Source organism: Martinezella tropici (assembly GCF_003287875.1).
Classification (GTDB): domain Bacteria; phylum Pseudomonadota; class Alphaproteobacteria; order Rhizobiales; family Rhizobiaceae; genus Rhizobium; species Rhizobium tropici_C.
The window spans coordinates 30,170-50,121 of sequence record NZ_QMKK01000011.1; the positions used below are offsets into that span (position 1 = coordinate 30,170).

Genomic DNA, 19,952 nt, shown 5'->3' on the forward strand with positions numbered 1-19,952 from the left:
TCAGGTCAATTCGAGCTGAAACCCACAGCGGCGGTGGCGCGGCCTCCGCCTGCCTGTATATGCCGGCGGGAATGGACGAGCGGCGACACCGGCCTATCTGATCTCCAATATAAAAGACGCGTCCACATGGAAACCGAGGCCCGAGCGGGATTGCGCGGGAATTCGGCTTCGCGTGGGAGGGAGACACTATGCCGGCTTATATCATCTCCGACGTCACGGCGAGGGATGCCGAAGCTTTCGAGGCCTACCGGACCCGCGCTGCCGCCTCCATAGCCCATTATGGCGGCCGCTATCTGGTCCGCGGCGGTCCAATCGAACAACTGGAGGGCAACTGGTCGCCGCGAGCCCTCGTCATCGTGGAGTTTCCCGACATCGAGCAGGCCAAAGCCTGGTATCGCTCGCCGGAATACGCAACCGCGCTCGACATCCGCGACAGGGCCCTCACCCGCAATCTCCTTCTTGTCGACGGCGTGAGCCCGGAAGCTTGATTTTTGGCCCGCGGCGCGAATATTTACCCATATCTGGTGCGAAAGAGCCCTAGTCGGACACAAATCCTTGTCCTGAACGCCCCAAGATGGCCTTTGGCGTCTTGAAACCTTAATGCTTTGATGCCTATCTTTACGAGGTGATCGACTCAGATCACCTCCGTGCATGTTCTGTTACTCAAGGAAGGAAGAGCACTGACAACAGTACACGCCAAGGGAAGAACGCCTGTCGTTATCCCGAAGAGCTCGGAACGTGGCGCCGATGCCGCTGCCCGCGCCCTGCAAGCCGTCCTCGCAAGCCTCGAGGATTCCAAGGCCGAGAATATCGTCACCATCGACATTGCTGGCAAATCCGCGCTTGGAGACTACATGGTCGTCGTCTCCGGCCGATCGAACCGCCATGTCCTGGCGATTGCCGACCATCTCATGACCGATCTTAAGGACGAGGGCTTCGGCACTGCCCGCGTCGAGGGTCTTGATGGCGGCGACTGGGTGTTGATCGACACCGGCGACATCATCGTTCATGTCTTCCGACCCGAGATCCGTGAGTTCTACAACATCGAAAAGATGTGGGCAGCACCCGATCTCGACGAAGGCACGCTGCACTAACCGACCCCGGAACGCTTTCCCGGCCCCGGTTGGCAGCTTTACATCGCCGGACATGAGCTTCCGGCAGGAGTTTCGTTTTGTGCCGCCATGACGGCGGATAGGCTTGGGAGCGGGAATGCGGATAGGTCTTTTTGCGGTGGGACGGCTGAAAGCCGGCCCGGAAAAGGATCTTGCGGCTCGCTATCTCGACCGTTTCGCCAAGGCCGGACCGGCGATCGGCCTGGAATTGGCGCGCATGACCGAGGTTGCCGAAAGCCGCGCTTCCAATAGCGAGACCCGCAAGCGCGAAGAGGCGGGTCTCTTGCAAAAGGCCCATCCGGAAGGCGGCGTCCTCATTCTCCTCGACGAACGCGGCAAGGCGCTCGACAGCGAAGCCTTCGCCGCTATGCTCGGGACATACCGAGATCAGGGCAAGCGCGACCTGACGATCGCCATCGGCGGCGCCGACGGCCTCGACCCGTCCCTTTACGACAAGGCCGATCTGACCATTTGCCTCGGCAAGCTGACATGGCCGCACCAGCTGGTCCGCATCCTGATCGCCGAGCAGCTCTACCGCGCCGTCACCATCCTCTCCGGCCATCCCTACCACAGGGTGTAACCGTCCCATCCCGTTTCGAAAACAGTTTGGCTTTCGGGCTTTTTGCGTTAACGAAACGCTCACAGAGGCGTGTTTTGATTCTCGCCCTGAAAATGACGATGCTTCCTAGCTGATCGCGGCAAATCAGCCTATTTTCACGCGATCCGAAGGGACCAGGCCCGAATCGACTGGATGAGAAAAGCCCAGCCCATGCTTTCCCGTCTTCTGCTGCCACCCTTGGCGGCATGTCTCGGTGTGGGCGTCTATATGACCGCCCCTTTCCCTTTGCTGAGCGCGGCCGTGGCACAGGAGGCCGATAGCACTGCACCCCAGGCGCCAGATGATCGCGCCGCGACGACCGCATCGGTGCCGCCAGCGCAAGAAGCGCCCGACCCGGCAGCGGATCTCGCTCGCAAGCGCGACGAAACCCGCGCTCAGCTGGATGAACTGTCGAAGACGATCAATCTCTCCTCCGGCAAGACGAAAGAGCTGGAAGACAGCATCGCCTCTCTCGACAAGAGTACCGACAGCCTGCGCCAGGCGCTGATCGACAGCGCCGCCCGCCGCAAGGAACTCGACCGCAAGATCCAGCAGAGCGAGAAGACGCTGACGGGCCTTGCCGTCAAGGAAGGCAAGATCCGCGCTTCCCTGCATGACCGCCGCGCCCTGCTGGCCGAAGTGCTGGGCGCTCTCGAGCGCATGGGCCGCAACCCGCCGCCAGCGTTGCTGGTGACGCCGGACGATGCGCTCGCCTCGGTGCGCAGCGCCATTCTCCTCGGCGCCGTCGTGCCCGGTATGCGCAAGGAGACGGACAAGCTCATCGCCGATCTCACGGATCTCAGCAAGCTGCATGCCGACACGGCCGCCGAAAAGGCGAGCTTCACCGCCACCATGACCAACAGTCTGGAGGAGGAGCGGCGCATGGATCTGCTGATTGCCGAAAACGACAAGCACAGCAAGGAGAATGCCGCCCAGCTCGGCGCCGAGCGCAAGCGCGCCGAGGAACTGGCGAGCCAGGCAACCAGCCTGGAAGGACTCGTCGCCTCGCTGGAAAGCCAGATCGGCTCGGTACGCGACGCTGCTGCTGCCGCGCGTGCGGAAGAGGCGCGCCGGGCGCAAATGACCGAACAGCAGCGCGAGCAGGCGAAAGCCCTGGCCGAGAACGGTGTGCCCGATAAAAACCGCATTACGCCCGCATATCCCTTCTCGGACCTTAAACAGAAGTTGGAGCTGCCCGTGGCGGGCGATACCCTCCGCCAGTTCGGCGACGACGACGGTACCGGTCATACGGCGATGGGATTGACCATTGCGACAGGTCCGGAAGCACTCGTCACGGCTCCTGCCGATGGCACGGTTGTCTATGCCGGCGCGTTTCGCAGCTACGGTCAGATGATCATCCTGGATACGGGTGACGGTTACCACATGGTGCTGTCGGGAATGGACGCGATCAAGACGCGCCCAGGCAGATTTGTCTTCGCCGGCGAGCCGCTCGCCACGATGGGCCAAAAAAGAGTCGCGAGCGCGACCGCATTGGCGCTGGAAACGGATCGGCCAACGCTTTACATTGAATTCCGAAAAGATGGAAAACCAGTCGATTCCCGGCCCTGGTGGACCTCCAAAGACACTGGAAAGGCACGCAATGATACGTAGGGCTTCTCTTGTTCTCGTCGGCGCATTGATGGGTGCGACCGCGATGGGCGTTATCTACTCGGCGGTAGCGCCGGCGGAAGCCGCTGGCACTTCCACCTATAAGGAGTTGTCGATTTTCGGCGACGTCTTTGAGCGCGTGCGCGCGCAGTATGTGACGCCGCCGCAGGAAGACAAGCTCATCGAAGCCGCCATCAACGGCATGCTGACCTCTCTGGACCCGCATTCGAGCTATATGAATGCTAAGGATGCCGAAGACATGCGCACCCAGACCAAGGGTGAATTCGGCGGTCTCGGCATCGAAGTGACGATGGACAACGACCTCGTCAAGGTCATCACTCCGATCGACGACACGCCCGCCGCCAAGGCCGGCGTTCTTGCCGGCGACTACATCACCGCGATCGATGGCCAGTCCGTTCGCGGCCTGAAGCTGGAAGACGCCGTCGAGAAAATGCGCGGCCCGGTCAAGACGCCGATTAAGCTCACCTTGATGCGCAAGGGCGTCGACAAGCCGATCGAACTCACCGTTGTTCGTGACGTCATCGCCGTCGCCGCCGTCAAGTCGCGCGAGGAAGGCGGCGATGTGGGCTATATCCGCATCATCTCATTTACGGAAAAGACAACGCCGGATCTCGAAGCCGCGATCGCGAAGATCAAGAAGGATATTCCGGCCGACAAGCTAAAGGGCTATGTGCTCGACCTGCGTCTCAACCCGGGCGGCTTGCTCGACCAGGCGATCAATGTCGCTGACGACGTGCTCGAGCGTGGCGAGATCGTTTCCACGCGCGGCCGCAATCCGGACGAAACCCGCCGCTTCAACGCCACTCCCGGCGATCTGACCGACGGTAAGCCGATCATCGTGCTCACCAACGGCGGTTCGGCTTCCGCTTCGGAAATCGTCGCAGGCGCCTTGCAGGATCTGCGTCGCGCCACCGTCCTCGGCACGCAGTCCTTCGGCAAGGGCTCTGTCCAGACGATCATTCCGCTCGGCGACGGCAACGGCGCGCTGCGCCTGACGACGGCACTCTACTATACGCCCTCGGGCCGTTCGATTCAGGGCACCGGCATCACACCTGACATCAAGGTCGACCAGCCGCTGCCGGATGACCTTAAGGGCAAGCTGACGACGGAAGGCGAATCCAGCCTGCCGGGCCACATCAAGGGCCAGAGCGAAACCGACAAGGGCTCCGGCTCTTCGGCCTATGTGCCGCCGGACCCGAAGGACGATCTCCAGCTCAACTATGCGCTCGACCTTCTGCGCGGCGCCAAGACCGATCCGGCCTTCCCGCCGAACCCGGAAAAGGCAGTTTCCTCCAAGTAAGGGGATGGCGCCGGGCTGGAAACAGACCCGGCGCTTTCACGAAGGAGGGAGCAGCATTTGCGTTGGTCCGCTCCCCTTGGCCGGATGACATCGGCCTTGTTCAAAACAGCTTTGTTCACGTTTTGGAACTTTGAGTGTTGCGGGCATCTTGCCGCTCGGCTGCGGGGGAGAGAGTGCCCGGCGCCGATACAGTTTTCCGCTTGAGGTGGATAGGAACTTTGGGAACGGATCTGCATGCACCGTTGGGACAGAATCGCCGCCCCGGCCGCCAGCGGCGTCTTCCACCCTTTGGGCGCATTCTCGGCAGCTTCTGTCTGATCGCGATTGCCTGTTTCTCCCTCTATTCCGCGCTGCAGCGCGACGAGCTTCAGAAAACCCGGCCGATCGAGACCGCAAAGAAGGAAGAGCCAGCGCCGCAAGCCGAGACCAAGGCGACGCCGAACGGCCAATCGACCCTGACCCAGGTCGATCCGCAATCCGGCGCCAATACGACGCGTGTCGTCACCGACGACGGTTCGGTCGTCACCATGTTCAGCCCCGGCAATCGCGACGGAAGCGGCCCGGTCTTGATCAACGCCAATCAGGTGGGCCAGGATCCGCGCATGGCGGCAACGCCGAACGAAAGCCTGCTGGAGGATTCGCCCTTCGGCAAGCTGCCGATCACCGCGCCGAGCGGGCTTAGACCGATGGATCAATATGCGCGACCCTGGTCCGGTACCCGCGGCACGCGCATCGCCATCGTCGTCAGCGGCCTCGGCCTCAGCCAGACGGGCACCCAGCGCGCCATCGAAAAGCTGCCGGAGGAAATCACGCTCGCCTTTGCCGCCAGCGGCAACAGCCTGCAGCGCTGGATGCAGGAAGCAAGGCGCGGCGGCCACGAGATCCTTATCCAGGTGCCCTTCGAGCCCTTTGATTATCCCAGCAACAATCCCGGCCCGGATACGCTGCTGACCTCGCTGTCGTCGGCGAAGAATATCGACAACCTGCATAAGGCAATGGGCAAGATCACCAATTATACCGGCGTCATGAACTATCTCGGCGGCCGCTTCCTTGCCAATCCCAATGCGCTGGAACCGGTGCTGCGCGACATCGGCAAACGCGGCCTGCTGTTCTTCGATGATGGCTCATCGGCACAATCGAAATCCGGAATGCTGTCGAAAACGCTGGAAGTGCCGCATGCCTTTGCCGATATCCAGCTCGATGGAGAGCTGCAGCAGGATGCGATCCTGAAGAAGCTCGATGAGCTGGAGCGCATTGCGCGCCGCAACGGTTCGGCGATCGGCGTTGCCTCCGCCTTCGATGAAAGCGTCGACGCCATCGGCAAATGGAGTGAGGAAGCCGCCATGCGCGGCATAGAAATCGTTGCTGTCTCGGCGCTTGCCGAAGACCCGAAACATCCCTGATCGCTGGAGAGAAAGATGAGCACGCCCCACGCGCCCGTGAGAGCTGAAGACCTGCCCTACCGCCCCTGTGTCGGCGTCATGATCCTGAACCGGGATGGTCTGGTCTGGGCCGGGCGCCGCATTCCCGACGGCAATTCCGAATACGACGGCTCGCCGCAGCTTTGGCAGATGCCGCAGGGGGGAATAGACGAGGGCGAAGATCCATTGAAAGCCGCCTATCGCGAGCTCTACGAGGAAACGGGTATGAAAACCGTGACCCTGCTGGCGGAGGCGAAAGACTGGATCAACTACGATCTGCCGCCGCAGCTGATCGGCATCGGCCTCAGGGGAAAATACCGCGGCCAGACGCAGCGCTGGTTTGCTTTCCGATTCGATGGCGACGAAAGCGAGATCGCCATCAACCCGCCGCCGGGCGGCCATGAGCCGGAATTCGATGCATGGGAGTGGAAGCCAATGGAGGCGCTACCCGAACTCATCGTCGCCTTCAAGCGATCGGTCTATGAGCGGGTCGTCTCGGAATTCAGCCATCTCGCGGGCCTGAAAGCCGAGGACTGATTACAAGAGAACCGGCCGCGAAAGCGGCCGGTTCTGCAAAGCGTCAGCTATTCTGCGGAATCGGCGGAGTCGGCGTTGAGCTGGCCATATTTGGCTTCGCCGATCTTCCCGAGGAGTTCGAGCTGGGTTTCCAGGAAATCGATATGGCCTTCCTCGTCCGCCAAGAGCTCTTCGAACAGCTTCATCGAAACATAGTCGCCGGCATCGTGACAGATGTCGCGGGATTTCTTGTAGGCCGTGCGGGCGTCGTATTCGCCAGCGAGATCGGCTTCCAGCACTTCCTTGACATTCTGGCCGATGCGCAGCGGCGCCAGCGTCTGCAGGTTGGGATGACCTTCGAGGAAGATGATGCGGGCAACGAGGCGATCGGCGTGCTGCATTTCCTCTATGGATTCTGCGCGCTCCTTTTTGGCGAGTTTGGTGTAGCCCCAGTCTTCGAGGAGTCGATAATGAACCCAATATTGATTGACTGCACCAAGCTCGAGAAACAGCGCCTCGTTAAGCCGCTCGATGACTTTTTTGTCGCCTTTCAATGTCCGCTCTCCTGTTGTCTTCATGGAATTTTTTCAGGCGGGACATGAAATCAAATATTTCCGCTTCCGTCGAGTGGCGACGGGCATGATAATCCTCGGTTGTCTGTATAATGATATCAACGACATTTGGGAAACAGCCGCAGCAACGGCCGCGCTTTTCCATAGCGTGATAAACCTTGGCGGGAACGATGAGCTGCCAACAGTCCTGATCGAGGAGTTCAGTGATGACGTCCCTGATTTCCTTGTCGGTGATGTAATTACAACTGCAAACCAGCATTCTTCGTTCAGCCCGTCAAACATGACATCCGCTGTCTTGTTATCTGCTAAAGAAGACGCCCTTTGTCAAGAAAGAAACGATTCGAATTCATCCGTCGATGAGGCCATTGACCTTTCGCCTGGCATGCGAAGGCCGGAATCTCAATGGAAATTACGACCTCGCGGCATGACTCTGGCCGTTTCGGCACCGTTGCTGCGGTCGTCCGCCGCTGTCCCGGCAGCGGTTCCACCTGGCAGCATAGGGGACTTCTCCTTTCGTCGGTGGTCCATAGTCGGCCGCAGCGCCTCATCCGCCCGATCGCTGACGCCGAAACGCCGTGCCTCGCGCTGAAGAATGCCGAGCGCCGGCGTCATATCCTCGATATGATCGACCACCACGTGGATGACGCCGCTCTCGCTCTGCAGCCGGCCACGGATCTTCACCAGCCGCGCGCCCATGACGATGGCGCGGTATTTCTCGAATTTTTTCCGCCAGACGATCGCATTGGCGACACCGGTCTCATCCTCCAAGGTCATGAAGATCACCCCCTTGGCCGAACCCGGCCGCTGGCGCACCAGCACCAGGCCCGCGATCGTCACCATCTGCCCATTCGCCACCTTTGGCAGATCCCGGCTTTGCACGATGCCCTGCCGCGCGAAATCGGCGCGCAGGAATGAAACCGGATGTGCTTTCAGCGACAGCGACAGATAGCGATAATCTTCGATGACCTGCTCGCCGGGCAGCATTTCCGGCAGCGCAACCGCCGGCTCGACCTGCAGCTCCGCATGATCGCCGAGATCGAAGAGGGGAAGCTTTTCGGCGGCACTTCCGGCATCGAGGGCCCGCACGGCCCATAGCGCCTCCCGTCGGCTCAAGCCGATCGAGCCGAACGCATCCGCATCCGCCAGACGCTCGATCTGCGCCTTTGCAAGACCGGAGCGCAGCCAGAGATCGCGCACGGACCGATAGCCATCACCACGACGCTCGACGAGCTGCTGCATCTCCTCCTCGGATAGGCCTTTGACCTGCCGGAAGCCGAGGCGGACGGCACATTGCGTCTTGATGATCCCGCGCATCGACGCATGGCGCGGCTCGACCGCATCCTTATCGAAGCGTCCCCGCTCGAGCAGGCAATCCCAGCTGGAACGATTGATATCCACCGGCCGCACCTCGACGCCATGCTCGCGTGCGTCACGCACCAACTGCGCCGGGGCATAGAAGCCCATCGGCTGGGCATTGAGGATCGCCGCACAGAAGACATCGGGATAATAGGCCTTGAGCCAGGAGGAGGCGTAGACGAGCAGAGCGAAGGAGGCCGCATGGCTTTCGGGAAAGCCATACTCGCCGAAACCTTCGATCTGGCTGAAACAGCGTTCGGCAAAGTCCTGAGGATAGCCATTCGCGACCATGCCCGAAACCAGATCCTTCTTGAATTCATCGACCCTCCCCGTTCGCTTGAACGTCGCCATGGATCGGCGCAGCCGATCGGCCTTGGCGGGCGAAAATCCGGCTGCGGTGATGGCGATCTGCATCGCCTGTTCCTGAAACAGCGGAACCCCCAAAGTTCGCTCCAGAACAGCCTTCAACTCCGGACGATGATATTCGATCGGCCGCTTGTGAAGATCGTCATCCCGCCGCTTGAGGTAAGGATGAACCATGTCTCCTTGAATGGGGCCGGGACGGACGATCGCTACCTCGATGACCAGATCATAGAACTTGCGGGGCCGAAGACGCGGCAACATGCTCATCTGTGCCCGACTTTCGATCTGAAAGACGCCGATCGTATCGGCACGACAGATCATGTCATAGACCGGGAACCGGTCGGGGTATTCACCGCTGCCAAGGTCGGAGAGCTGCTTCTTCACGTCGTAATGCAGCAGCAGCAGGTCGAAGGCCTTGGCAAGGCAGGTCAGCATACCAAGCGCGAGCACGTCGATCTTCAAGATGTTGAGATTGTCGAGATCGTCCTTGTTCCACTCGATCATATAGCGATCGTCCATCGCCGTATGCATGATCGGCACGACCTCATCCAGCCGATCCCGGGTGATGACGAAGCCGCCGACATGCTGGGTCAGATGCCGCGGAAACCCCATTAGCGTCGAGGCATAGGAAAGGACGTTCTGCGTCGTCTTGTTTGTAAGATCGAGGCCGGCAATCTTCGCCTCACGCTCGGACAGTTCTTCCGTCGACCAGCCCCAGACACCGCTGGCAAGGGCGGACTGCACATCCTCCGACAGACCGAAGGCTTTCGCCACTTCACGGCCAGCCGAGCGCGCCCGATAGCTAGTGACCGCCGCCGTCAGCCCGGCATGCTCCTTTTTGTAATGCCTGTAGATGAACTGGATCACCTCTTCCCGCTTCTCGTGCTCGAAATCGACATCGATATCGGGCGGTTCCTCGCGCTCCGTCGAGATGAAGCGCTCAAAAAGCAAGCTTGTTATTTCCGGATTGACCTCGGTAATCCGGAGGCAATAGCAGACCGTCGAATTGGCCGCCGATCCGCGCCCCTGACACAGGATATTCGCACTGCGGGCAAACTCCATGATGCGATGCACCGTCAGGAAATAAGGCTCATATTGCCGCTCCCGGATGAGTTTGAGTTCATGTTCGATCTGCGTCGAAACCTTCGGAGGAATCCCTCCAGGAAAGCGCCATCTGGCGCCCTCCCAGGTCAGTCGCTTCAGCGTTTCCGCAACGGTTTCGCCCTTGGTGCTTTCGTCGGGATAGTTATGTTTCAGCTCATCCAATGAGAAAGACAGCCGGCTAAAAAACTTCTGCGTATTGGCGATAGCCTTCGGATAATCTCTGAAGAGTCGCGCCATCTCGGCAGCGTCCTTCATGTAGCGTTCGGCGTTCGCCGCCAGCCTGAAGCCGGCCTCGGCGATCGGTACATGCTCACGGATCGAAACGACGATATCGGCAAGCGGCTTGCGTTCGGTCGCATGATAGAGTGGCTGGTTGCTGGCGATCAGCCGCACGCCATTGCGCTGCGCCAGGATGGAAAGCGTCGCGAAGACCATGCGGTCCCGCCCGTCATAGGCTGGCGACAGGACCATGTGGAACTTCCGGCCGAAGCGCATCCAGAGCCGCTTCAGACATTGTTCCAGCCTTGCCTGCTCCTCCGGCGCCTCGACACTTTCAGCATCGGGAACGAGCGCCAGCATCATCTCGTCACCCCATTCTACGAGGTCGCTTTCATTAAGGATGCATATGCCTTTTTCGCCGCGCAGATTACCGGCGCTCAGCAATCGGCAGAGATGCGCCCAGCCCTTGCGATTTTCCGGATAGGCAAGAATGTCGGGGGTGCCGTCTGAAAACACGAGGCGGGCGCCCGGCTGGAAAGGGACCGGCTTCAGAAGCGGCTTTTCTGGCTCGCCCTTGGCTCGAAGCGTCAGATTTTTCTCAATGCCTTCCTTATATTTTTCCCAGAGAACCTTGGTATGCGCATGCGCCTTGACGACGCCGGCAACCGAATTGCGGTCGGCAATCCCAAACCCCGACAGTTTCAGGATGGCGGCCTGCGCCACCATTTCCTCCGGATGCGAGGCACCTTCGAGAAAGGAGAAATTCGTTCTCACACCGATCTCGAAGAAGGGCATGGGTTCGTGAAAGCTCGGGCGCGCATTCATGCGAAGACCCCATGCATATACCAGTCCGGCGTCGTGCTGCCTCGGCCATAGAGCCCCTTGCGGAACAGCCAGAAACGATGACCTTCTTCATCTTCGATCTGGAAGTAATCGCGGACAGGTTCTTCCTTTTCCTCAAGCCACCATTCCGCCGAAAGCCGCTCCGGCCCTTCGGCCCGGCTGACCCGATGCATGACCCGCCGCCAGCGGAACTGCCGGGGAGGGCCGTCAGGCACTTCGGCAGCAATGGTTTCGACTAGTTCCGGCATGCGAAGCAGCCGCAGCGGCCGCTCGCCGCGGAAGAAGCCGTGGCCGGCATCCTCCTGACCTGCCCGCCGCCTCGATGCGAGGATAGTCATGGCCGGCAGTGGCCGCACGGCTCGTTCGGGGATATGGCTCTGCCGCAGCTCGAATCCTTGCAGGCAGTCCGGTCCGAGCCGGGCGGCCACGCGATCGACAAAGGCGGCAAGCGACCCTTCCTGGCGGCCTTCTCCGACGAAATCACCTTGCATGGCATCGAAGGGCGCATGCTGCAGCACATTGAGGCGGATGATTTCGAAACCATAGCCGACATCGAGATCGTCATGAATGGCGCCAAAGCGCTCCGTGAACAGGCTGGCGATCCTGCTCGGCTCCCGCAGCGGCTGCGACGCGCCGGCCGCGATGCGGAAGACCGCACCATCCACACGGAAGAGCAGGAGCTCGAAGGAACGACCGCCAATGCCGCGGGCTTCCAGCCCCGACTTCAGGCTTTCGGCAAGCTGGCGGGCAAGCTGGAGAATATCGGCTTCCGCCTGCACCGGCTCGGCCAGCCGCCGCTCGGCCGATAATTGCGCGACTGGACGGCGCGGCGAGATCGGCTCCTCGACGAGGCCGACGGCCTGATCGAGCCGCAGCAGCAGCTGCGCGCCGAACCGGCGGACAAGCGGCGCCCGCGGCGCGGCCAGAAGGTCGCCCACCTGCTTCAATCCCAGCTTCTGCAACGCGGCAATGGTCTCTTCACCGAGCCTCAGAGACGCCACAGGCAGTGGCGCCAAGGCTTCCTCCATGGCTTCCGAAGGAACGACACGGCTATCGTCGAAACGAGCAACCGCCCAGGACAGGCCGGGCGCGGAGGAAATGGCGCCGCGCACATCGAGACCGAGCCGGGAAATCCGGATCAGGATGTCCTCGAGGAGTGCCTCTTCGCCTCCGAAAAGATGGGCGCAGCCGGTAATATCGAGAAAAAGGCCATCCTTGCCGTCGATCGCCACCAGCGGCGTATAGCGGTCACACCAGTCGGCAATCGCTTCCAAAAGCTTGCGATCCGCGGCGAGGTCCTCCTCGACGACATCGAGATCGGGACAGATCGCCTTTGCCTCGGCCACACCCTGACCCTGCTTCAGGCCGATCATCTCCGCGCGCTCGTTAAGGGCGGTCAGCCGCATGGCATTGTTGAGCTTGCCGGCGCAGGCGAGCGGCGGCGCTTCAAGCCTGCCTGTCGAACGCCAAGACAGACCCCATCGCTTGCGCGCGATGCGGTCGGTCGGCAGATGCGGAAAGGTCAGCGCCAGAATGCGCTGCGTGTTCGCCGGGAAAGGCGGGGCGTTGAGTGTCGAGGATAGGGGCAAAGCGGCGGTCATGGGCATTCCACTCCAGGGTTATGGAAAGGGGCGCCGGATTTCGGCTCTTTTCCAAGGTCAGACGAAAGGCCGGATGACCGATGCTGCCGCCAAGCACCGATCCGTCCGGCAGGGGTCGCGCCAGCGCCGGCGCGGGTTCGACCGAAAAGCGGAAGAGGGCGCTGCTTGCCTCCTCCTCGCCTCCCTGTCGCAACAGAAATAAGGGCCGCCCCGCCGCCTTGGCCCTCAGCGCCAGCCGCCGGCTTTCGGTTAGGCCGAAACGGGCGGGATTGCCGCGCACTTCCAGAATGACGACGGCAAAGGCCGCACTGCCAAGGGCTGCTTCCGCCACCCAGAGCGCATCGTCCAGCTTGCGCGGCGACGCCTGCAGGAAAGCCTCAGGTTCCAAGCCGAAATCCCGGATGCCGATGACATAGGGCAGGCCCGCCTCCATCGTGGCGACCGTATCGCCGATCCACAGGATTGGAGACTTGGCCACGGCCGTATCCGACGTTTGCGCGTGAAGCCGCGCGGCAAGCGCAAGGGTAAAGCCGCTCGCGGCCCCCGCATCGCGCAGGCCGAGCGAACGGATTTCCGTTAGCGCATCGAGCGGCAGGCCGCCTTGCAGGCCAACATCGAGATCGTCGACGCCGGTCGCAAGAAACGGCTGAGCCGGCTTAGGCTGAGCAGACCCTGGCTGGACAGGTAGAGGTTTCGCAATACCTGCCGATTCCATGGCCGGCTTGGCCGCCAGCATCTCATGCGCCGCCGCTGCCAGTGCCGGAATCGGCCTGCCTTCCAGTCTGGCAATGGTTTCACGCAGGGCAAAAAGCGTTTCCCGCGCCACGGCGGCCTCGGCCATGACGTTCACTCCAGATCGATAATGTTCCTGTTATGTTCTTATGGATTCCAGAGCTTGCGAAAAGAGTCAACACCATTTCATGAGAAAATATTCCTCTGCCGCAATCTACACTCGTAAAAGCGGCGCAAAGCCTCTATATGACCAGCCAAGGAAGGAATATTCATGGCTCGCGTCGACCAGAGCGAAGATTGGCGGGATCGCCACTCGCCCTCCATCAGCACATTCGAATCTCTGGCAATGGAGGCTTACAGCCATCTGCCGGATGAATTCCGCTCACTCACCGGTGATCTCATCATCCTCATCGAAGATTTCCCGGATGACGAGGTATTCGAGGACATGGCGCTGGAAACACCTTTCGACCTGCTCGGTCTCTTCGAAGGCCGCGGCATTTCGGAGCGCTTCACCGCCCAGACCGGGGATATGCCCAACAAGATCCGCCTTTATCGCCGACCGATCATCGACTATTGGGCTGAAAACGACGAAACCCTCGGCGACATCATCACCCATGTCCTGATCCATGAGATCGGCCACCATTTCGGCCTGAGCGACGAGGACATGGAGCGCATCGAGGCAAGCGCTGAAGAAGCAACGGATCGCTGATACCACCCCGACCGCAAGACGGCCGGGGGAAGAACTTCAGTTATGGCTTACTGTTCGGAAAGCTTCATATCCGGATCGTAATCCTTGCCGGCCACGTCCTTGATGACGGCCTGGCCGCACTCCATCCGGCCGCTCGCGGCATTGAAGCCATAGGTCGGCGAACCGTACAGCTCCCAGCCCTTGTTCAGCGCCGCACTTACCTTGTGGCAAAAGGAAGCGTCATCGGGACCAGTGAGGAAGCGGTAGAGTTTCATCAAAGCATCTTTCTTGTATTTAGCAATCAGACGTCGCTACGGGGCGTTCCGGCAGCGCCCGAAGAGCGCTGCTCGATCAGGCGAGCTTTATGGACGAGTCTCTCCGCCTGGACAAGGTGCAGCCGCTCCACCATCCGCCCACCAAGGTTCACGACATTGAGAGCGTCAGCGCCCGGTTCGGCAAAGGCTGATATGATGGCTTCAGCCTCGGCGATGGCAGCTTCATCGGGGCCGAAATGCCGGTTGGCCGCTTCGATCTGGTTCGGATGGATCAGCATCTTGCCGGCAAAGCCCATGATGCGGCCTTGGCCGCATTCGGCCTCGAATGCCGCGTCATCCTTGAAATCGTTGAGGACGCTGTCGATAGCCTCGAGCCCATAGGCGCTGACAGCAAGCACCACCTGCATCAGCCAAGGCACGAGATAGGCGCGACCAGGCTGCGGCAGGACACCGGTTTCCTTTCTGAGATCGTTAAGGCCGACGACGAAGCAATCGAGCCGGCTGCCCGCCGTGCGTCCGGCCTCGGCGATCGAAGCAGCGTTCAGGATACCGCGCGGCGTCTCGATCATCGCCCATATGCGCAAGCTTTCCGGCGCATCGGCTTCCGCGAGCCTGTCGCTGACGCCGGTCACATTCTGCGGTTCGTCCACTTTGGGCAAGAGGACCGCATCCGGCTCCAGCTCCGTGACCAGCGCCAGGTCGTCGGCCCCGAAATTGGAGGAAAGCGCATTGATGCGGATGATCCGCTCCTTGCCCGGAAGCGGCGAGGCCAAAAAGAAGGTCCGCAAATTCTCCCGCGCCTCGGCCTTCTTTTCCGGCGAGACCGAATCCTCGAGATCGAAGATAACGGCGTCGCAATCGAGGCTTGAAAGCTTGTCCAGCGCGCGCCGATTGCTGGCGGGAACGCTTAAGACCGAGCGGCGCAGGCGGGCGGGGCGGGAAGGGGAATCTTGGCTCGCGGAATGGCTCATTGTGCTGTTTTGCCGCGCTTTTGATCATCAGGCAAGTCAACAAAAAGCCACGCTCCTCTTGCAGATGACAGAGATGAGGACCACATTGCTCGGAGTAGAGAGGTCTCGACCATGCAGAATATCCGTTCCCTGTTCATCGCGCTCGCCGGTATTACCGTGTTTGCAGCCATGGCGCTGTTTACCGTTTCGGTCACGCTTGCCGTCGGCGGCATCCTGACCGTGCTCATGGCAGCCCGCGCGATTTCGCTGCGCATGAAGCCGGCGCCGGTGCACGCCAAGGCAAAGACGAACGGCCAGCGCGAAATGCGCATCTGGAACGACGGTCGCGGCACGATCATCGACCTCTGAGGTCGAAACAGGTGAGGGTAGCCTCTCGCGGGCTGCCGAACGCATTCACCCAAGCTCGGACACGTGCTCGAAGGATGGAATGCGACCCAAAGCGCCGCCTTTTATAGCATTTCCAAGATTCTCCTTCATTTCGGGCCGGATTTGCTCTATTGGCAAGATAATTCGTGCTTAGACGAGAATGAAGGCAGGACCCCATGGACAAGTTCGTGAAGTTGACCGGTGTCGCAGCACCTCTCCCGGTCGTCAATGTCGATACCGACATGATCATCCCGAAGGATTATCTGAAGACCATCAAGCGCACGGGTCTCGGCAAGGGCCTCTTCGCTGAAGCCCGCTACAATGAAGACGGTTCTCCGAACCCGGATTTCGTGCTGAACAAGCCGGCCTATCAGAACGCCAAGATCCTCGTCGCCGGCGACAATTTCGGCTGCGGCTCTTCGCGCGAGCATGCTCCCTGGGCACTTCTCGACTTCGGTATCCGCTGCGTCATCTCGACCAGCTTCGCCGACATCTTCTACAACAACTGCTTCAAGAACGGCATCCTGCCGATCAAGGTCAGCCAGGAAGACCTCGACAAGCTGATGGACGACGCCTCGCGCGGCTCCAACGCCATCCTGACGGTCGACCTGGAAAACCTTCAAATCACCGGACCGGACGGCGGCTCGCTGAAGTTCGAACTTGACGAATTCAAGCGTCACTGCCTGCTGAACGGCCTCGACGATATCGGCCTGACGCTGGAAAAATCCTCCGCGATCAACAATTTCGAAAAGACGAACGCCGCATCGCGCCCCTGGGCAGCCTGATCGGTTTTATCATTATTTCGCGTTTCGAAGCCGGGCCTTGCGCCCGGCTTTTTTCATGCCGAAACGGACTCCCTGTCCCGCCCCCCTTTCCCCGTAAAAAGGGGCAATTCCGTCAAACCCCTTCGCCCCGTCCTGAGCTTGTCGAAGAGGCGGAGAAGGGACTATCCCGCAGTTGCAGCACCTCAGGAGCGGGAAACGCAAATCCCGCGAAAACAGCTGAGACATCACCTTTCTCATCCGCTGTAATATGATCGACAAGAAGGAGGTCCATACAGGCGTGCCGAGAACCTTCGGGCATCTCTCCCACCCTTAAATTTCTCCACGCATTGGAGCCCCTCATGACCTCCCTTCCCATTGTCGGCGCCGCAATGACGCTTGACGACGTCGAAATTCATCGTAACTGGCTGCTCGAAAAGCCGCGCGACCTGGAACTGCAGAGCTTCGTCGAAGCCGAAATCCTCAACGGCGACTGGGCTCCGCTGGCCGAACGCGCCCGCAAGCTGCTCGACGGCCATCAGGGCCGCCTTGGCATCCACGGCCCGTTCTGGGGCTTCGTCATCGCTTCTCAGGATCCGGATATCCGCGCCGTCGTCTCCAGGCGCCTGCTGCAGGCCCTTGACGTCTGCGCCAATATCGGCGCCACGCAGATGGTCATCCATAGCCCCTATACGTCGTGGTCCTACAACAACCTCGACAACAACAAGGGCGAGCGCGAAAAGATCATCGAATACACGCATCTGACGCTGAAAGAAGCCGTGAAGCGTGCCGAAGATATCGGGCTGACCATGGTCATCGAGAATATCGAGGACAAGGATCCCCATATCCGCGTTGGCCTCGCCGACAGCTTCAATTCGCCCGCCGTCGCGGTTTCGATCGACACCGGCCATGCCCATTACGCCCACGGCTACACGGGCGCTCCGCCGGTCGACTACTACGTCCACGCCGCCGGCAATCGCCTGCAGCATGTCCACCTGCAGGACGCCGACGGCTATGCCGACCGTCACTGGAGCCTCGGCGAAGGCAGCATCCATTGGCGCGCCGTCTTTGCCGCCCTTGCCAAGCTTAACAGCAATCCGCGCCTGATCATCGAGATCAAGGACAAGTCAAAGATTCCGGCATCGGCCGCCTACCTCGCTTCGCTCGGACTGGCGGAGTAAGGTTCGGATATCCCTTCTCCCCTTGGGGAAAGGTGCCCGGAGGGCGCGGATGAGGGGCGGCACCAAGCTGCCGCTACCAGATTTACCTAAAATCTCCGGTAACGCTTCCTCACCCCGCGCGTTCCGCGCGCCCTCTCCCCGATGGGACGAGGGTAAGCTTTCGGTTCAATACGCCCGAAAACCGTACCGTTTCGGCCCTTTCCCCGCTTGAAAAGCCGTATTTGCAGGTCTAAAAACCCCGCAACTTTTTCTTTCGCGGAGGCTTTCCCATGACAGTGCGCAATCTTTTCCTCCTTCCGGGTGATGGCATCGGTCCCGAAGCCATGGGCGAAGTTCGCAAGATCATCGCCTATATGAACGAGGCAAAGAATGCCGGCTTTGTCACGGATGAAGGCCTTGTCGGCGGCTGCGCCTATGATGCGCATGGCTCCGCCATCTCCGAAGAAGACATGGGCAAGGCGCTTGCGGCTGACGCCGTCCTCTTCGGCGCCGTCGGCGGCCCGAAGTGGGATGCTGTACCTTATGAAGTGCGTCCGGAAGCGGGCCTGCTGCGCCTGCGCAAGGATCTGCAGCTGTTCGCAAACCTGCGCCCGGCTATCTGCTACCCGGCGCTGGCATCGGCCTCATCGCTGAAGCCGGAGCTGGTCGACGGCCTCGATATTCTCATCATCCGCGAACTCACCGGCGGCGTCTATTTCGGCGAGCCGAAGGAAATCATCGATCTCGGCAACGGCCAGAAGCGCGGCATCGACACACAGGTCTACGATACCTACGAGATCGAGCGTATTGCCGGCGTCGCCTTCGAACTGGCGCGCACCCGCAGCAACCGCGTCTGCTCGATGGAAAAGCGCAACGTCATGAAGTCGGGCGTGCTCTGGAACCAGGTCGTCACCGCAACGCATAAGGAAAAATATGCCGATGTGCAGCTCGAGCATATGCTCGCCGATGCCGGCGGCATGCAGCTCGTTCGCCAGCCGAAGCAGTTCGACGTCATCGTGACGGACAACCTGTTCGGCGACATGCTCTCCGACGTCGCCGCCATGCTGACTGGCTCGCTCGGCATGCTGCCGTCCGCTTCGCTCGGCGCACCGGACGCCAAGACCGGCAAGCGCAAGGCGCTCTATGAACCCGTGCATGGCTCGGCCCCCGATATCGCCGGCAAGGGCATCGCCAACCCGATCGCCATGATCGCCTCCTTCGCGATGTGCCTGCGCTATTCCTTCGGCATGGTTTCTGAAGCCGATGCGCTGGAAAAGGCGATCGCCAACGTGCTCGACAGCGGCATCCGCACTGCCGACATCATGTCGGCTGGCAGCCGTCAGGTCGGCACGACAGAAATGGGCGACGCCATCCTCGCCGAATTCAAGGCGCTCTCAGCCTAAGCCAGACAGATCGCCTGATATATTTCACGTGAAACACGAAACCCCACTCTGCAGCGCAGCGCGGGGTTTTCATTAGAGCGTTTCCGCTTTTCCTCGGATCGGCGGACCGATCTCGGAGCTCTTAAAAATACTGTTACAGGAACCTGCTAGTCATCCGGCTGATTGGAAATCGAACGGGCAATGGTTATGCAGGCGATCTTGACGTCTCTCGACAGGCGTTGGCGGCGAAGCGATGCGGCACTGGCACCGTCTCACTGGAAAATCTGCCTTTTCCTGACAGCCAATATTGTGCTGCTCTCGGCGCTTCTGTTCGACTGGCCTGTCGGAGCCACCATCAAGAACCTTTCGCCACCCCTTCACTTCTTCGGCAAGATGCTGACGAATTTCGGCGATTCCGAGTGGATCATCATCATCAGCGCCTTCCTGTTCTTCGAAGGCTGGGCCGGTAGCCGTCTGCTGCATTCGCAGCGCTGTCGCTGCAAGGCGTTGCGTATCTGCCAGATCGGCGGCTACCTGCTGACGACAGTCGTGCTTTCCGGCCTTCTCGCCAATCTGCTCAAGCGCGCCATCGGCCGCGCCCGTCCGACCCATTTTGCCGATTGGGGGCCGTTCGGCTTCTCGCCCTTCAACGGCCGGGCCAGCTTCGAGAGCTTCCCGTCAGGCCATGCGACCACCATCGGCGCCCTCTTCGTGGCGCTTGCTTTCCTGTTCCCGCGCTACCGCTACATCTTTGCTGCCTGCGCTCTGTGGCTGGCGATCACGCGTGTCATGGTCGGTGCGCACTATCCAAGCGACGTCATCGCCGGCCTGGCGCTCGGCGGCTGGTTTTCCTTCATGACGGCGATCGTCTATTCCCGCTACGGCCTGCTTTTCCGCATCAACGCCGCCGGCTGGCCGACGCCGAAATGGCAGTTGTTCAAGGGCAGCAAGTCAGGTCAAGCCAACACTTGATCCGATCCGCA

At 60.7% G+C, this 19,952-nt stretch carries 19 protein-coding genes and 1 pseudogene; 13 read left to right on the forward strand and 7 right to left on the reverse strand.

Annotated elements, in window-relative coordinates:
- Nucleotides 1–188 precede the first annotated feature (188 nt).
- The 7 genes and pseudogenes from DQ393_RS00305 to DQ393_RS00335 all read left to right on the forward strand — a co-directional run bounded on the left by DQ393_RS00305 (nucleotide 189) and on the right by DQ393_RS00335 (nucleotide 6,597).
- Nucleotides 189–488, forward strand: coding sequence for a DUF1330 domain-containing protein (locus DQ393_RS00305; protein ID WP_112339838.1), 300 nt, complete (start codon nucleotides 189–191; stop codon nucleotides 486–488).
- Nucleotides 489–651: 163 nt separating this feature from the next.
- Nucleotides 652–1,094: pseudogene (rsfS, locus tag DQ393_RS00310) on the forward strand (ribosome silencing factor).
- Between the two features lie 115 nt (nucleotides 1,095–1,209).
- A complete protein-coding gene (rlmH, locus tag DQ393_RS00315) occupies nucleotides 1,210–1,692 on the forward strand; it encodes a 23S rRNA (pseudouridine(1915)-N(3))-methyltransferase RlmH (RefSeq protein ID WP_112339840.1) in 483 nt (160 codons plus the stop codon).
- 189 nt (nucleotides 1,693–1,881) lie between these two features.
- A complete protein-coding gene (locus DQ393_RS00320; protein WP_245430220.1) occupies nucleotides 1,882–3,321 on the forward strand; it encodes a murein hydrolase activator EnvC family protein in 1,440 nt (479 codons plus the stop codon).
- Complete coding sequence (locus DQ393_RS00325; RefSeq protein ID WP_112339842.1) at nucleotides 3,311–4,639, forward strand: S41 family peptidase; 1,329 nt, start codon at nucleotides 3,311–3,313, stop codon at nucleotides 4,637–4,639. Before DQ393_RS00320 ends, DQ393_RS00325 begins: the two co-directional genes overlap by 11 nt.
- A 218-nt stretch (nucleotides 4,640–4,857) precedes the next feature.
- Nucleotides 4,858–6,042, forward strand: coding sequence for a divergent polysaccharide deacetylase family protein (locus tag DQ393_RS00330; protein ID WP_112339843.1), 1,185 nt, complete (start codon nucleotides 4,858–4,860; stop codon nucleotides 6,040–6,042).
- 15 nt (nucleotides 6,043–6,057) lie between these two features.
- Complete coding sequence (locus DQ393_RS00335) at nucleotides 6,058–6,597, forward strand: RNA pyrophosphohydrolase (RefSeq protein WP_112339844.1); 540 nt, start codon at nucleotides 6,058–6,060, stop codon at nucleotides 6,595–6,597.
- A 47-nt stretch (nucleotides 6,598–6,644) separates the two neighbouring features.
- On the opposite strand, the gene bfr is transcribed toward DQ393_RS00335, so the two are convergent.
- The 5 genes from bfr to DQ393_RS33735 form a co-directional block, all read right to left on the reverse strand.
- Nucleotides 6,645–7,130, reverse strand: coding sequence for a bacterioferritin (gene bfr, locus DQ393_RS00340; RefSeq protein WP_069611399.1), 486 nt, complete (start codon nucleotides 7,128–7,130; stop codon nucleotides 6,645–6,647).
- Nucleotides 7,096–7,407 carry a (2Fe-2S)-binding protein gene (locus tag DQ393_RS00345; protein WP_112339845.1) on the reverse strand — a complete coding sequence of 104 codons (312 nt, stop codon included), beginning with the start codon at nucleotides 7,405–7,407 and terminating at the stop codon, nucleotides 7,096–7,098. The genes bfr and DQ393_RS00345 overlap by 35 nt, the downstream gene beginning before the upstream one ends.
- A gap of 140 nt (nucleotides 7,408–7,547) precedes the next feature.
- A complete protein-coding gene (locus DQ393_RS00350; protein WP_181592257.1) occupies nucleotides 7,548–11,015 on the reverse strand; it encodes an error-prone DNA polymerase in 3,468 nt (1,155 codons plus the stop codon).
- Complete coding sequence (locus DQ393_RS00355) at nucleotides 11,012–12,439, reverse strand: Y-family DNA polymerase (RefSeq protein WP_245430225.1); 1,428 nt, start codon at nucleotides 12,437–12,439, stop codon at nucleotides 11,012–11,014. Before DQ393_RS00355 ends, DQ393_RS00350 begins: the two co-directional genes overlap by 4 nt.
- A 40-nt stretch (nucleotides 12,440–12,479) precedes the next feature.
- A complete protein-coding gene (locus DQ393_RS33735) occupies nucleotides 12,480–13,475 on the reverse strand; it encodes an ImuA family protein (protein ID WP_245430221.1) in 996 nt (331 codons plus the stop codon).
- 162 nt (nucleotides 13,476–13,637) lie between these two features.
- Between DQ393_RS33735 and DQ393_RS00360 the strand changes: the two genes are divergently transcribed.
- On the forward strand, nucleotides 13,638–14,075 hold the full coding sequence (locus DQ393_RS00360; protein WP_112339847.1) for a metallopeptidase family protein: 438 nt from the start codon (nucleotides 13,638–13,640) through the stop codon (nucleotides 14,073–14,075).
- Nucleotides 14,076–14,122: 47 nt separating this feature from the next.
- Here DQ393_RS00360 and DQ393_RS00365 read toward each other — a convergent pair whose 3' ends face one another.
- Together DQ393_RS00365 and DQ393_RS00370 are read right to left on the reverse strand one after the other, a co-directional pair.
- A complete protein-coding gene (locus tag DQ393_RS00365) occupies nucleotides 14,123–14,329 on the reverse strand; it encodes a DUF1737 domain-containing protein (protein ID WP_112339848.1) in 207 nt (68 codons plus the stop codon).
- A 26-nt stretch (nucleotides 14,330–14,355) separates the two neighbouring features.
- The gene (locus DQ393_RS00370) at nucleotides 14,356–15,300 is read right to left on the reverse strand and encodes an HpcH/HpaI aldolase/citrate lyase family protein (RefSeq protein ID WP_112339849.1); all 945 of its coding nucleotides are present in this window, start codon (nucleotides 15,298–15,300) and stop codon (nucleotides 14,356–14,358) included.
- A 111-nt stretch (nucleotides 15,301–15,411) separates the two neighbouring features.
- On the opposite strand from DQ393_RS00370, the gene DQ393_RS00375 reads away from it, so the two are divergent.
- The 5 genes from DQ393_RS00375 (at nucleotide 15,412) to lpxE (ending at nucleotide 19,941) form a co-directional block, all read left to right on the forward strand.
- Nucleotides 15,412–15,648: a hypothetical protein gene (locus tag DQ393_RS00375; RefSeq protein ID WP_112339850.1), complete on the forward strand. Its 237-nt coding sequence runs from the start codon at nucleotides 15,412–15,414 to the stop codon at nucleotides 15,646–15,648.
- A 194-nt stretch (nucleotides 15,649–15,842) separates the two neighbouring features.
- Nucleotides 15,843–16,451, forward strand: coding sequence for a 3-isopropylmalate dehydratase small subunit (leuD, locus tag DQ393_RS00380; RefSeq protein ID WP_112339851.1), 609 nt, complete (start codon nucleotides 15,843–15,845; stop codon nucleotides 16,449–16,451).
- Between the two features lie 338 nt (nucleotides 16,452–16,789).
- Entirely contained in the window at nucleotides 16,790–17,608 is an 819-nt protein-coding gene (locus DQ393_RS00385) for a sugar phosphate isomerase/epimerase family protein (RefSeq protein ID WP_112339852.1), read from the forward strand.
- A gap of 269 nt (nucleotides 17,609–17,877) precedes the next feature.
- A complete protein-coding gene (gene leuB, locus DQ393_RS00390; protein ID WP_112339853.1) occupies nucleotides 17,878–18,990 on the forward strand; it encodes a 3-isopropylmalate dehydrogenase in 1,113 nt (370 codons plus the stop codon).
- Between the two features lie 186 nt (nucleotides 18,991–19,176).
- Complete coding sequence (gene lpxE, locus DQ393_RS00395) at nucleotides 19,177–19,941, forward strand: lipid A 1-phosphatase LpxE (protein ID WP_112339938.1); 765 nt, start codon at nucleotides 19,177–19,179, stop codon at nucleotides 19,939–19,941.
- The last annotated feature ends 11 nt before the right edge of the window (nucleotides 19,942–19,952 follow it).

Excerpts from the sequence above, each read along its gene's own strand:
- rlmH (WP_112339840.1), top strand. The coding sequence starts at position 1,210 with ATGCGGATAGGTCTTTTTGCGGTGGGACGGCTGAAAGCCGGCCCGGAA.
- DQ393_RS00360 (WP_112339847.1), top strand. The coding sequence starts at position 13,638 with ATGGCTCGCGTCGACCAGAGCGAAGATTGGCGGGATCGCCACTCGCCC.
- leuD (WP_112339851.1), top strand. The coding sequence starts at position 15,843 with ATGGACAAGTTCGTGAAGTTGACCGGTGTCGCAGCACCTCTCCCGGTC.
- DQ393_RS00385 (WP_112339852.1), top strand. The coding sequence starts at position 16,790 with ATGACCTCCCTTCCCATTGTCGGCGCCGCAATGACGCTTGACGACGTC.
- DQ393_RS00355 (WP_245430225.1), bottom strand. The coding sequence starts at position 12,439 with ATGCGGCTGACCGCCCTTAACGAGCGCGCGGAGATGATCGGCCTGAAG.
- DQ393_RS00365 (WP_112339848.1), bottom strand. The coding sequence starts at position 14,329 with ATGAAACTCTACCGCTTCCTCACTGGTCCCGATGACGCTTCCTTTTGC.
- DQ393_RS00370 (WP_112339849.1), bottom strand. The coding sequence starts at position 15,300 with ATGAGCCATTCCGCGAGCCAAGATTCCCCTTCCCGCCCCGCCCGCCTG.
- DQ393_RS00325 (WP_112339842.1), top strand. The coding sequence starts at position 3,311 with ATGATACGTAGGGCTTCTCTTGTTCTCGTCGGCGCATTGATGGGTGCG.
- DQ393_RS00305 (WP_112339838.1), top strand. The coding sequence starts at position 189 with ATGCCGGCTTATATCATCTCCGACGTCACGGCGAGGGATGCCGAAGCT.
- DQ393_RS00345 (WP_112339845.1), bottom strand. The coding sequence starts at position 7,407 with ATGCTGGTTTGCAGTTGTAATTACATCACCGACAAGGAAATCAGGGAC.
- leuB (WP_112339853.1), top strand. The coding sequence starts at position 17,878 with ATGACAGTGCGCAATCTTTTCCTCCTTCCGGGTGATGGCATCGGTCCC.
- DQ393_RS00350 (WP_181592257.1), bottom strand. The coding sequence starts at position 11,015 with ATGAATGCGCGCCCGAGCTTTCACGAACCCATGCCCTTCTTCGAGATC.
- DQ393_RS00320 (WP_245430220.1), top strand. The coding sequence starts at position 1,882 with ATGCTTTCCCGTCTTCTGCTGCCACCCTTGGCGGCATGTCTCGGTGTG.
- DQ393_RS00335 (WP_112339844.1), top strand. The coding sequence starts at position 6,058 with ATGAGCACGCCCCACGCGCCCGTGAGAGCTGAAGACCTGCCCTACCGC.
- DQ393_RS00375 (WP_112339850.1), top strand. The coding sequence starts at position 15,412 with ATGCAGAATATCCGTTCCCTGTTCATCGCGCTCGCCGGTATTACCGTG.
- DQ393_RS33735 (WP_245430221.1), bottom strand. The coding sequence starts at position 13,475 with ATGGCCGAGGCCGCCGTGGCGCGGGAAACGCTTTTTGCCCTGCGTGAA.
- lpxE (WP_112339938.1), top strand. The coding sequence starts at position 19,177 with ATGCAGGCGATCTTGACGTCTCTCGACAGGCGTTGGCGGCGAAGCGAT.